This is a genomic window from Halomonas sp. C10-5, assembly GCF_057169305.1.
The window spans coordinates 2,864,412-2,876,734 of the sequence record NZ_CP175665.1; the positions used below are offsets into that span (position 1 = coordinate 2,864,412).

General features: G+C 67.2%; 10 protein-coding genes and 3 tRNA genes. 3 read left to right on the forward strand and 10 right to left on the reverse strand.

Translation table 11 applies throughout. The features are described 5' to 3' along the window. Nucleotides 1-36: 36 nt before the first annotated feature. Nucleotides 37-291 (reverse strand): OadG family protein, encoded by a 255-nt coding sequence (locus ACJ7IV_RS13365; protein ID WP_483864811.1) that lies wholly within the window; start codon nucleotides 289-291, stop codon nucleotides 37-39. A gap of 179 nt (nucleotides 292-470) precedes the next feature. Here ACJ7IV_RS13365 and ACJ7IV_RS13370 point away from each other — a divergent pair, with 179 nt between their 5' ends. Continuing rightward, the gene (locus tag ACJ7IV_RS13370) at nucleotides 471-1,469 is read left to right on the forward strand and encodes a tRNA dihydrouridine synthase (protein WP_483866593.1); all 999 of its coding nucleotides are present in this window, start codon (nucleotides 471-473) and stop codon (nucleotides 1,467-1,469) included. A 164-nt stretch (nucleotides 1,470-1,633) separates the two neighbouring features. On the opposite strand, the gene ACJ7IV_RS13375 is transcribed toward ACJ7IV_RS13370, so the two are convergent. The 9 genes from ACJ7IV_RS13375 to ACJ7IV_RS13415 all read right to left on the reverse strand — a co-directional run bounded on the left by ACJ7IV_RS13375 (nucleotide 1,634) and on the right by ACJ7IV_RS13415 (nucleotide 8,739). Then, nucleotides 1,634-1,710 (reverse strand) — tRNA-Arg (locus tag ACJ7IV_RS13375). 48 nt (nucleotides 1,711-1,758) lie between these two features. Further along, a tRNA-Arg gene (locus tag ACJ7IV_RS13380) sits at nucleotides 1,759-1,835 on the reverse strand. 21 nt (nucleotides 1,836-1,856) lie between these two features. Further along, nucleotides 1,857-1,949: transfer RNA gene (locus tag ACJ7IV_RS13385), tRNA-Ser, on the reverse strand. An 82-nt stretch (nucleotides 1,950-2,031) separates the two neighbouring features. Beyond that, nucleotides 2,032-2,229, reverse strand: a complete 198-nt coding sequence (gene csrA, locus ACJ7IV_RS13390) for a carbon storage regulator CsrA (RefSeq protein ID WP_161430110.1) — start codon at nucleotides 2,227-2,229, stop codon at nucleotides 2,032-2,034. Nucleotides 2,230-2,435: 206 nt separating this feature from the next. Next, nucleotides 2,436-3,689 carry an aspartate kinase gene (locus ACJ7IV_RS13395; protein ID WP_161430109.1) on the reverse strand — a complete coding sequence of 418 codons (1,254 nt, stop codon included), beginning with the start codon at nucleotides 3,687-3,689 and terminating at the stop codon, nucleotides 2,436-2,438. A 107-nt stretch (nucleotides 3,690-3,796) separates the two neighbouring features. Next, nucleotides 3,797-6,406 carry an alanine--tRNA ligase gene (gene alaS / locus ACJ7IV_RS13400; RefSeq protein WP_483864812.1) on the reverse strand — a complete coding sequence of 870 codons (2,610 nt, stop codon included), beginning with the start codon at nucleotides 6,404-6,406 and terminating at the stop codon, nucleotides 3,797-3,799. Between the two features lie 163 nt (nucleotides 6,407-6,569). Then, nucleotides 6,570-7,052, reverse strand: a complete 483-nt coding sequence (locus ACJ7IV_RS13405) for a regulatory protein RecX (RefSeq protein ID WP_483864813.1) — start codon at nucleotides 7,050-7,052, stop codon at nucleotides 6,570-6,572. A gap of 3 nt (nucleotides 7,053-7,055) precedes the next feature. After that, complete coding sequence (gene recA / locus ACJ7IV_RS13410) at nucleotides 7,056-8,120, reverse strand: recombinase RecA (protein WP_483864814.1); 1,065 nt, start codon at nucleotides 8,118-8,120, stop codon at nucleotides 7,056-7,058. A 106-nt stretch (nucleotides 8,121-8,226) separates the two neighbouring features. Then, nucleotides 8,227-8,739, reverse strand: a complete 513-nt coding sequence (locus tag ACJ7IV_RS13415; RefSeq protein WP_483864815.1) for a CinA family protein — start codon at nucleotides 8,737-8,739, stop codon at nucleotides 8,227-8,229. A 151-nt stretch (nucleotides 8,740-8,890) separates the two neighbouring features. On the opposite strand from ACJ7IV_RS13415, the gene mutS reads away from it, so the two are divergent. Together mutS and fdxA are read left to right on the forward strand one after the other, a co-directional pair. Continuing rightward, a complete protein-coding gene (gene mutS, locus ACJ7IV_RS13420) occupies nucleotides 8,891-11,470 on the forward strand; it encodes a DNA mismatch repair protein MutS (protein ID WP_483864816.1) in 2,580 nt (859 codons plus the stop codon). A 155-nt stretch (nucleotides 11,471-11,625) separates the two neighbouring features. Beyond that, on the forward strand, nucleotides 11,626-11,949 hold the full coding sequence (gene fdxA / locus ACJ7IV_RS13425) for a ferredoxin FdxA (RefSeq protein WP_213312115.1): 324 nt from the start codon (nucleotides 11,626-11,628) through the stop codon (nucleotides 11,947-11,949). The last annotated feature ends 374 nt before the right edge of the window (nucleotides 11,950-12,323 follow it).

Sequence of the window (12,323 nt, forward strand, 5' to 3'; positions counted from 1 at the left end):
AAGGGAAGTAAGGGGGCACTGGGGACGGGGCGCCGCTCAGCGGCGATGGCGGCGGCGGTAGCGGTGCACCGCGGCGCTGATGGCCACCATGACGTCATCGTCCTGGCTCGGCTGGGTGGTAGCGCCACCGCGCACCGGCGCTGCAGGTGCCACCGGCTCCGGGAAGAACCGGCCGATGGCCTTGGACATCAGGGTGGTGACGATCACTAGCAAGGTAAGAAAAACAAAAACGAAGCCCATGCCCAGGGCCATGAGGGACAGACCCTCCTCCAGCAGCTGCATGTCCTGCATCGGGCGCCTCCTGACGTTATCTCGCTACCATGCCCCCTGAATTCGCGGAACATGGCGGCTCGCGAAGTTTGATTGTGGTATAAACTGCCAGATTGTCGACAAATTGCAATGGATTCATGGTGGAAGTCAACGTTGTTAATTTACTACAGGGTTCACACGGCTTGATCGGCCTGGCCCCCATGGAAGGGGTCATCGACGCCCATACCCGGGACCTGCTGACCCGCCAGCCGGGCTTCGACTGGGCAGTCACCGAGTTCGTCCGCGTGGTGGATGCCCGCCTGCCGCCACGCGTCTTCCACAAGCACTGCCCCGAACTGCAGCACGCCCGCATGATGACCCCAGGCGGGGTACCGGTCCAGCTGCAACTGCTCGGCTCCGATCCCGAGGCCCTGGCGACCAATGCCCGCCAGGCCCTGCGTCTCGGCGCCACCGGTGTCGATCTCAACTTCGGCTGTCCGGCCAAGCTGGTCAACCGCCACGATGGCGGCGCCTCACTGCTGCGCGATCCGCGGCGCGTGCATGCCGTGGTCGCTGCCGTGCATGAGGCGGTAGGCCAGCACATTCCGGTGACCGCCAAGATACGCCTGGGCTTCGCCGATCGGCGCCTGGCACTGGCCTGCGGTCGCGCGGCCCAGGCAGGGGGCGCCCGACACCTGGTGGTGCATGGCCGCACCCGGGAAGAGGGCTACCGCCCACCGGCCCACTGGGAGTGGATCGGTCGCATTCGACGCGACCTGACCATCCCGGTGATCGCCAACGGCGACATCTGGACCCTAGAGGACTACTGGAAGGCCCGCACCCTCTCCGGCTGCCGCGATGTCATGCTCGGCCGCGGGGCGCTGGCCGACCCCTGGCTGGCGGCGCGCATCCGCCACTGGCAGCGCACCGGCGAGCGCCTGGCACCCACCCCCTGGGCGGCGCGGGCGAAGATCCTGGGCGAATTCGCTGCACTGCAGCGTAGCACGCTCCCCGAGCGCGTGGTCACCTCGCTGGTCAAGCAGTGGCTCAACCATATGCGCCAGGGCGACGCCGAGGCGGGGCGACGCTTCCAGCATCTCAAGCGCCTCACCAGGCTGGACGACCTGCTGGCGGGCGTTGCGGCCGACCATCCTGGAAATGAGGGTAGCGCCCGATCGATGACGGCCATGACGGCAGGCCAGACGGTCTCTGCGGGATAACCATGACGGCAGGAAAAAAAGGAGGCGCACGTCGCAATGGCGACGGCGCCTCAAACGATCGCAGGGGCGCTAGGAGGAGGCGCCCCGGCTAGCAGAAACCGGGTGGGACAGGACGTCCCAAAAAAGAGAAGACCCGCCCTCGCGATGGAGGACGGGTCGAAATCTGGCGCGCCCGGGAGGATTCGAACCTCCGACCACCTGATTCGTAGTCAGGTACTCTATCCAGCTGAGCTACGGGCGCGAAGTGCGGTGTTGTCAGTGACCGCCATCACCTGTCTTGCGTGGAAGCTGGCGCGCCCGGGAGGATTCGAACCTCCGACCACCTGATTCGTAGTCAGGTACTCTATCCAGCTGAGCTACGGGCGCTGATGCTTCACGGTGTCGCCGTGGCGGAGAGGGAGGGATTCGAACCCTCGAAGAGGCTATAAACCCCTTACTCCCTTAGCAGGGGAGCGCCTTCAGCCACTCGGCCACCTCTCCCTAACGACACGGCGCATATCTTACCGTTTCCGAAGGGGTTTGTCCAGCGCCCCCACGGCTTTTTTGTCTGCAGTCCTGACCGCTACTCTTCGTGACCAGAACCTTCCTCGTCACTCTTCTCGCGCTGAATGCGCTGATAGATCTCCTCGCGATGAACTGCCACATCCTTCGGCGCATTCACCCCGATACGGACCTGGTTGCCTTTCACGCCCAGCACCGTCACGGTGATGTCGTCACCTATCATCAGGGTCTCGCCGACACGGCGGGTCAGGATGAGCATGGCTGATCTCCTTCTCAGGCTTGTTCTCTGGCTGGCAACGGGATGTTGGCCGGCAGTACCACGCCGCCTCAGTATGTGGCAGAACGTCCTCCGTGACCAACACGGCGGCCCATCAAACACGGGCCGCCCGTTGAAGGGAAGCCCCGCCGCAGGACGCGGCGGGCCTTTCTACCAGCGTAGAAGGTAATCTGCCGCCACGGGTCGGCTTATTCCTCGCTCTCGATATCGGCCTTGTCGAGGCCGAAGGCCTTGTGCAGGGCGCGCACGGCCAGCTCCATCTGCTTCTCGTCGATCACCACTGAGATCTTGATCTCGGAGGTGGAGACCATGCGGATGTTGATGTTCTCCTCGGAGAGCACGCGGAACATCTTGGAGGCCACGCCGGCGTGGGAGCGCATGCCGACGCCCACCAGGGAGACCTTGGCGATGTTGTCGTCACCCTTGACCTCACCCTCGCCCAGGTCCGGCAGCACCTGCTCGTTGAGGATCTTGAGGGTCTGCTTGTAGTCACCCTTGGCCACGGTGAAGGTGAAGTCGGTGTAGTCGCCGGCCGGCGCCACGTTCTGCACGATCATGTCGACTTCGATGTTGGCGTCGGCGATGGGGCCGAGGATGCGCGAGGCCACGCCCGGCACGTCGGGGGTATTGAGCAGGGTCAGCTTGGCCTCGTTGGCGGTGAAGGCGATACCGGAGATCAGCGGTTCTTCCATGGTGTCCTCGTCTTGGTCAGAGTCTGCAACGATCAGGGTGCCGGGGCCGTCCTCGAAGCTGGACAGCACGCGCAGCGGCACATTGTACTTGCCGGCGAATTCGACGGCGCGAATCTGCAGCACCTTGGAGCCCAGGCTGGCCAGCTCCAACATCTCCTCGACGGTGATGCTCTCGAGGCGCTGGGCCTTGCTGCACACCCGGGGATCGGTGGTGTAGACGCCATCGACGTCGGTATAGATCTGGCACTCGTCGGCCTTCAGCGCCGCAGCCAGGGCCACGCCAGTGGTATCGGAGCCGCCGCGACCGAGGGTAGTGATATTTCCCTCCTCGTCGACCCCCTGGAAACCAGCGACCACCACCACCTGGCCGTCGTCCAGGTCGGACTGCAGCTCATCGGTCTCGATACGCTGGATGCGCGCCTTGGTGTGGGCACTGTCGGTCTGGATGCCCACCTGGGAGCCGGTATAGGAGGTCGCCGGCACGCCCAGCTTGTGCAGCGCCATGGCCAGCAGCGAGATCGTCACCTGCTCGCCGGTGGAGACCAGCATGTCCATCTCGCGCGGGGTCGGCTCATCGTTGATCTCGTTGGCCATGCCGATCAGTCGGTTGGTCTCGCCGCTCATGGCGGAGACTACCACGACGACCTGGTGGCCATTGTCGCGGAAGCCCTTGACCTTCTCGGCCACGGCCTTGATGCGCTCCACGGAGCCCACCGAGGTGCCGCCGAACTTCTGTACGTATAGTGCCATCGGTGAAATTTCCCCTCGTATGTCGGGCAGCTAGGCCCGGGTGAGTGAAAGGTGTCTCTCTACAAGCAGGGCCGGCGCCTCGCGGCTACCGGCCCCCTCGAATCCTGCTAAAGGCGCTCCTCGACCCAGGCGGCAACGCCCTCCAGGGCCGCCGGCAGGGCTGCCACGTCGCTGCCGCCGGCCTGGGCCATGTCGGCGCGACCGCCACCCTTGCCGCCTACCCGGCCGGCCACGTGATTGACCAGCTCGCCGGCCTTGACGCGCGAGGTGAGGTCATCGGTGACGCCGGCGATCAGGCTGACCTTGCCGGCCGCCTCGTCGCCCACGCCCAGCACGATGATGCCGGAACCCAGCTTGTTCTTGAGCTGGTCGAGCATGCCGCGCAGCTCCTTGCCGGAGACGCCCTCCAGCGACCTGGCCAGCACCTTGACCCCCTTGATCTCGCGAGCCTCGGCGACCAGGTCGCTGCCGGCCGCGCTGGCCAGCTTGGCCTTGAGCCGCTCGAGCTCCTTCTCCAGGGTGCGGTTGCGCTCCACCAGCGACTCCACGCGCTCCTCGACCTGCTCGGGCTTGGCCTTCAAGCGCTCGCCGACACGGTTGAGCCTGGCCTCCTGCTCATGGAACCAGGCCAGCGCGCCTTCGCCGGTGATCGCCTCGATGCGGCGCACGCCGGAGGCGATGCCCTGCTCGCTGACGATATGGAAGCAGCCGATATCGCCGCTGCGCGCCACATGGGTGCCGCCGCACAGCTCGATGGAGAAGTCGTCGGCACCGATGGTCAGCACCCGCACGCTGTCGGCGTACTTGGCCTCGAAGAGCGCCGCCGCCCCCTTGGCCTTGGCCTCATCCAGGGTCATCTGCTCGATGTGGGTCGGTGCATTGGCCAGGACCTGCTCGTTGACCAGGCGCTCCACCTCGGCGAGCTGCTCGGCGGTCATCGGCTCGAAGTGGCTGAAGTCGAAGCGCAGCCGCTCCGGGGTCACCAGGGAACCCTTCTGGGCCACATGGTCACCCAGCACCAGGCGCAGCGCCTTGTGCATCAGGTGGGTGGCGGAGTGGTTCCGCACCGTGGCGGCGCGCAGGCCGGCATCCACCTGGGGACGCACCGCGTCGCCCAGCGCCAGCTCACCCTCGAGCAGCACGCCGTGGTGCAGGTGGTGGCCGCCCTGCTTCTGGGTGTCCTCCACCAGGAAGCGGCCACCGCCATCGAGATGCAGGTAGCCGGTGTCGCCCACCTGGCCGCCGGACTCGCCGTAGAAGGGGGTCCGGTCGAGCACCACCACAGCCTTGTGCTCCGGCACGAGCCGCTCCAGGGCGTTGCCCTCGCGGTCGGCCAGGGCGGTGACGGTGGCGCGATCCTCGAGGCGCTCGTAACCGGTGAAGTCGGTCTCGCCTTCCAGCTCCAGGGCGGCGCCGTAGTCGGCACCGAACTGGCTCGCCGCCCGGGCGCGTTCGCGCTGGGCCTCCAACGCGCGCTCGAAGCCGATCTCGTCGAGGGTCACGCCGCGCTCGCGGCAGACGTCGGCCGTCAGGTCGAAGGGGAAGCCGTAGGTGTCGTAGAGCTTGAACACCGTCTCGCCGGGCAGCACCTCGCCGTCGAGGGCGGCCAGGGCCTCCTCGAGCAGGCCCATGCCGTGCTCCAGGGTGCGGGCGAACTGCTCCTCCTCCTTGAGCAGCACGCGCTCGATCTGGTGGCGCGCCTGGCGAAGCTCGGGATAGGCATCGCCCATCTCGGCGTCCAGCGCCCCCACCAGCTTGTGGAAGAAGTTGCCCTGGGCGCCCAGCTTGTGGCCGTGGCGGATGGCACGACGGATGATTCGGCGCAGCACATAGCCGCGCCCCTCGTTGGAGGGCAGCACACCATCGGCGACCAGGAAGGCGCAGGAGCGGATATGGTCGGCGATCACCCGCAGCGAGGGTGCGCGGGTATCGGCGTGGCCGGTATGGCGCGCCGCCGACTCCAGCAGGTTCTGGAACAGGTCGATCTCGTAGTTGGAGTGCACGCCCTGCATCACCGCGGCGATGCGCTCCAGCCCCATGCCGGTATCGATGGAGGGCTTGGGCAGCGGATGCATGGTGCCCTCGGCGTCACGGTCGAACTGCATGAACACCAGGTTCCAGATCTCGATGTAGCGGTCGCCGTCCTCCTCGGGGCTCCCGGGCGGGCCACCCCACACCTCGGGACCGTGGTCATAGAAGATCTCGGAGCTCGGCCCGCAGGGACCGGTATCGCCCATCTGCCAGAAGTTGTCCTCGTCGAGCCTGGAGAAGCGCTCGGGGTCGATGCCGACCTCCTCCTTCCAGATGCGCTCGGCCTCGTCGTCGCTGACATGCACGGTGACCCACAGCTTCTCCTTCGGCAGCCCCAGGGTGCCGGTGAGGAACTCCCAAGCGAAGCGGATGGCATCGCGCTTGAAGTAGTCGCCGAAGCTGAAGTTGCCCAGCATCTCGAAGAAGGTGTGGTGACGCGCGGTATAGCCGACGTTGTCGAGGTCGTTGTGCTTGCCCCCGGCGCGCACGCAGCGCTGGGCCGAGGTGGCACGCACATAGGGGCGCGGGTCGCGGCCCAGGAAGACGTCCTTGAAGGGCACCATGCCCGCATTGGTGAAAAGCAGGGTCGGGTCGTTGCCGGGAACCAGGGAGCTGGAGGGCACGACGGTGTGGCCGTGCTCCTCGAAGTAACTCAGAAAGGCCTGTCTGATGTCTGCGCTTTTCATGGGGTATCCGTGGCGATGAACGGGGTGACCCGGCGGGCGACGCTGGCTCGATACGGGCGCCACGAGGCGCGTGAACATGGCGCATCGCGGCGCCGCGGGGGGCCACCCGGGGCGTTCGCAAAGGGAGACATTATAGCGCAGTTGTCAAGGGACTGAAGGGGGGCTAGTCCGATGTGGAGTCCCAGGCATGGGCCAGGGCGTGGCGCACCTGGTCGAAGTCGAAGCCACGGCTTGCCAGGAAGCGCTCGCGACGGGCGCGCTCGCGCGGGGTGTCACCGGGCCCAGTGAAACGCCGCGCGAGCGCCGCACAGGCCAGGGCTGCCCAGTCGGCTTCGCCGGCCTGTTCGCTCGCGGCGAAGGCGGCCTGGACCTCCTCACGACCGAGGCCACGCCGCTCCAGCTCCAGGCGGATCTTCACCGGCCCCTGGCCGCGGAAGATCCGCGAGCGCAGGAAACTCTCGGCGAAGCGGGCGTCGGACTGCAGTCCCTGTTCGGCGAGGTCGTCGAGACACTCGGCGATGCTGTCGTCGGCATGCCCCTTCGCCGCCAGGCGCTCGGCCAGCTCGGCGCGAGAGTACTCGCGCCGGGCCAGCAGCCGGACGGCATCATCACGGGGCGTGGCGTCGCTGGCGGTTCGCTCCAGCATGGCTTACAGCAGGTCGTCGTCCTGCTCGTCGCCGGCCGGCAGGGCAGCCTCCTCGGCCTCCTTCCTGGGCTCCACCGGGGCGAGCAGCTGGGCGCGGATCTGGCTCTCGATCTCCTCCATCACCGCCGGGTTGTCCTCGAGGAACTGGGCGGCATTGGCCTTGCCCTGGCCGATCTTGTTCCCCTGATAGCTGTACCAGGCGCCCGCCTTGTCGATCAGCTTGCACTGCACGCCCAGGTCGACCACCTCTCCGGCATGGTAGATTCCTTTGCCGTAGAGGATCTGGAACTCGGCCTGGCGGAAAGGCGGCGCGACCTTGTTCTTGACCACCTTGACGCGGGTCTCGTTGCCGGTCACCTCGTCGCCCTGCTTCACCGAGCCGGTGCGGCGGATATCCAGGCGCACGCTGGAGTAGAACTTCAGGGCGTTGCCGCCGGTGGTGGTCTCGGGGCTGCCGAACATCACGCCGATCTTCATGCGGATCTGGTTGATGAACACCACCATGCAGTTGGCGTTCTTGATATTGCCGGTGATCTTGCGCAGGGCCTGGGACATCAGGCGCGCCTGCAGGCCGACGTGGGAGTCGCCCATCTCGCCCTCGATCTCGGCCCGCGGGGTCAGCGCAGCCACCGAGTCGATGATGATCACGTCGACGCCGCCGGAGCGCACCAGCATGTCGCAGATCTCCAGGGCCTGCTCGCCGGTGTCGGGCTGGGAGACCAGCAGGTCATCCAGGTTGACGCCGAGCTTCTCGGCATAGCTCGGGTCCAGGGCATGCTCGGCGTCGATAAAGGCGCAGGTCTTGCCCTGCTTCTGGGCCTGGGCGATCACCGACAGGGTCAGGGTGGTCTTGCCCGAGGACTCGGGGCCGAAGATCTCGACCACCCGGCCCAGCGGCAGGCCGCCAATGCCCAGCGCGATATCCAGGCCCAGCGAACCGGTGGAGACCGAGGGCATCACCACGCGCGGGGCGTCACCCAGGCGCATCACGGTGCCCTTGCCGAACTGGCGATCGATCTGGGAAAGGGCGGCTTCCAGCGCCTTGGAACGGTTGTCTTCCTGAGCCATCACGGGCCTCCTCAATCTGGGTTTCTGATACTGTATGACTGACCAGTAGTATGGAGAAAAATGGCGCGCTCGGCCAGCGAAAATTGTTCCTGGGCGAGCGGCGACCTCAGCGCGCCTCGAGACGTCGCACCAGCCCCACCAGCGCCTCGCGCACCGCCTGCTCGCGCACCGCCCGGCGATCGCCGGGATAGCGATGGCACTCCGCCTCGGCGTGTTCGGCGTCACCCCACGCCAGCCACACGGTACCCACCGGCTTGTCGGCGCTGCCACCGCCCGGGCCGGCCACGCCGCTGATCGCCACGCCGAGATCGCCGCCGCTGTCACGGCAGGCGCCACGCACCATGGCCTCCACCACCTCGCGGCTGACCGCGCCATGCGCGTCGAGCAGTGCCCCCTCCACGCCCAGCAGGCGGGTCTTGGCGGCGTTGGAGTAGGTGACGTAGCCGGTCTCGAAGTAGTCTGAGCTGCCGGCCACCGAGGTGATGGCGCTGGCCACCCCGCCGCCGGTACAGGATTCGGCGCAGGTGATTGTCACCCCTCGGTCTCGGCACAGGCGACCCAGGCGCTCGGCCAGGGTGGACAGGTCGAGGTTGGCGAGGCTGGCGGCAGAGTGGGACATGGTGAGGACTCCTGCACGGTGGATCGAAGGCATGCCTGACGAGGCAGGACCATCTGCGTAGAATACTGCCTTTGCCGAGGGGATGCAGGCGCAGCCGATTCGCGTGCGCCTCCGACGACCGCTCAACGAGACCAGGAGCCCAGAGATCGCCATGTCCCAGGCCAGCGCCCAGCATACGCCGATGATGGCCCAGTACCTGAAGATCAAGCGCGAGCACCCGGAGGTGCTGCTCTTCTATCGCATGGGCGACTTCTACGAGCTGTTCTTCGATGACGCCAGGCGCGCCGCGGCGCTGCTCGACATCACCCTGACCCAGCGCGGCCAGTCCGCCGGGCAGCCGATCCCCATGGCCGGGGTGCCCTACCATAGCGCCGAGGGTTACCTGGCGCGCCTGGTGGCCGCCGGCGAATCGGTGGCGATCTGCGAACAGATCGGCGATCCCGCCACCAGCAAGGGCCCGGTGGAGCGCCGCGTGGTGCGCATCGTCACCCCCGGTACCCTGTATGACGAAGCCTTGCTGGATGCCCGCCGTGACAACCTGCTGGTGGCCGTGCATGCCGCCGGCGAGCGCATCGGCCTGGCCTGGCTGGAGCTCTCCAGCGGACGCTTCAGCGTGCTGGAAGTGGAGGGCGAAGGCGAGATGCTCGCCGAGCTCCAGCGCCTCGACCCGGCCGAACTGCTGGTGGCCGAGAGCCTCTCCCTGCCGCCGGCCCTGGAGGGGCGCCGCGGCCTGCGCCGCCAGAGCGACTGGCTGTTCGACCCGGAGAGCGCCACCCGCCTGCTCTGCGACCAGTTCCAGGTGCAGGACCTGCGCGGCTTCGGCTGCGCCCACCTGGAGGCCGCCATCACCGCCGCCGGGGTCCTGATCGAGTACGTCCGGGACACCCAGCGCTCGCGCCTGCCCCACGTCACCGCCATCGGCGTGGAGAGCCGCGACGACGCGGTGGTGATCGACGCCGCCAGCCGTCGCAACCTGGAGATCGACGTCAACCTCGGTGGCAGCGGCGACAACACCCTGGCCAGCGTGCTCGACACCACCGCCACCGCCATGGGTTCGCGGCTGCTCAAGCGCTGGCTCAACCGCCCGCTGCGTGACCGTGAGCGCATCCAGGCGCGCCAGAGCGCCGTGACACTGCTGCTGGAGGCAGACGGCTTCGAGGTGCTGCGCGACGACCTCAAGGCGATCGGCGACGTGGAGCGCATCCTGGCCCGGGTGGCCCTCTACAGTGCCCGCCCACGGGACCTGGCCCGGCTGCGCGACGCCTTCAACGCCCTACCCGACCTCGAGGCACGGTTGGCCGACTACCCCGAGGGCTCCACCCTGGACGAGCTGAAGCGTCATGTCCGCCCCTATCCCGAGCTCGCCGACACCCTGAACCGCGCCCTGGTGGAGAACCCGCCGGTGGTGATCCGCGACGGTGGAGTGCTTGCCGAGGGCTACGATGCCGAGCTTGACGAGCATCGCGGGCTGGCCGAGCACGCCGGCGACTACCTGGTGAGGCTGGAGACCCGCGAGCGGGAACGCACCGGCCTGCCCGGCCTCAAGGTCGGCTACAACCGGGTCCACGGCTACTATATCGAGATCCCCCGCGCCCAGGCCAAGGAGGCCCCGGCGGACTATATCCGTCGCCAGACACTGAAGAACGCCGAGCGCTTCATCATTCCCGAGCTCAAGGAGTTCGAGGACAAGGCACTGTCGGCGAAGTCCCGGGCACTCGCCCGGGAGAAGCTGCTCTATGAGGGACTCCTCGACACCCTCAACGCCGAGCTCGACGCCCTCCAGGCCAGCGCTCGGGCACTGGCGACACTGGACGTGCTGTGCACCTTCGCCGAGCGCGCTCGCGCCCTGGAGTTCGTGCGTCCACGCCTGGCCGAGGCCCCGGGCATCGCCATCCGTGGCGGTCGCCACCCGGTGGTGGAGCGAGTCTCCGACGCTCCCTTCGTGCCCAACGACCTGATGATGGGCGACGACCGCCGCATGCTGGTGATCACCGGCCCCAACATGGGCGGCAAGTCCACCTATATGCGCCAGGCAGCGCTGATCGTGCTGCTCGCCCACACCGGCAGCTTCGTGCCGGCAGACGAGGCGGAGATCGGCCCGGTGGATCGGATCTTTACCCGCATCGGCTCCTCGGATGACCTGGCCGGCGGACGCTCCACCTTCATGGTGGAAATGACCGAGACCGCCAGCATCCTGCACAATGCCACCGACGAAAGCCTGGTGCTGATGGACGAGATCGGCCGCGGTACCAGCACCTTCGATGGCCTCTCGCTGGCCTGGGCCAGCGCCGAGCACCTGACCCGCACCCGCGCCTTTACCCTGTTCGCCACCCACTACTTCGAGATGACCGCCCTGCCCGAGCAGGCCGAGGGGGTGGCCAACGTGCACCTCACCGCGGCAGAGCACAGGGACGGCATCGTCTTCATGCACCGGGTGGAGGAAGGTCCAGCCAGCCAGAGCTACGGTCTGCAGGTGGCGCAGCTCGCCGGGGTGCCCCAGGGAGTGATCGCCCGAGCCCGGGAGAAGCTCGCCCAGCTGGAACAGCAGGAGGTCGACCAGGGCAGTCGCCCGGCGCGCAGCGATGGCGGTGCAGTGGTGGCACCGCTGCAGAACGACCTCTTTGCCAGCACGCCGCACCCGCTGGTGGAGGAGCTCGGCGGCCTCAGCCTCGACGACCTGACTCCGCGCCAGGCGCTGGAGCTGCTCTACCGCTGGCGGGAAACGCTTTAAGAGGCAGCGCCCTCGCTTGCGGCGGCCTGGCGGCGGCGACTAGAATGGACGAATCTCCGGACACGTTAGAATAAGAAAACTTATTTTTATTACCTTTTAATATTCATAGTGGTCGCAGCCCCAGACGCGGCCGGCCACGAGGAGGGAAGAACGGCATGACATTCGTCGTCACCGAGAACTGCATCAAATGCAAGTACACCGACTGCGTCGAGGTGTGTCCGGTGGACTGCTTCTACGAGGGCCCCAACTTCCTGGTGATCCACCCCGACGAGTGCATCGACTGCGCCCTGTGCGAGCCGGAGTGTCCCGCCGAGGCGATCTTCTCGGAGGATGAGCTGCCTGACGGCCAGGAGCCGTTCATCGAGATCAACGCCGAACTGGCCGAAGTGTGGCCCAATATCAGCGAGAAGACGGACCCGCTGCCCGACGCCGAGGAGTGGGACGGCAAGCCGGGCAAGCTCGACCTGCTGGAGCGCTGAGACCAACGCCCCGCTGGCCCACCCGATAACGACAGCGCCGACCGTCTCTCGACGGTCGGCGCTGTCGCTTCTGCCCTACCACCGGGCGGAAGGAGGAGAACACCACACAAGGAAAAAGGCGGCCCAGGGGCCGCCAGCTCCAAGCAATTCCAAGGGTGGCTCCTTCCACCCGGACTCCCGTGATAACCTCCATGCCCGGAGGCGGCTTCCTGCCGCACCTGGCGTATCACTCAGCATCCCGTTGCATCCTGCCGAAGGCACTGCTCCTTGCCTCCTCGTCCTGCTGCACATTCTGGCAGAGCCTGGCGCGGGCACAAGCACCCGGGGCGCGCCGCCCACGCAGGACGCCTCTCCTGCAGGGCGCCACCCTTTCT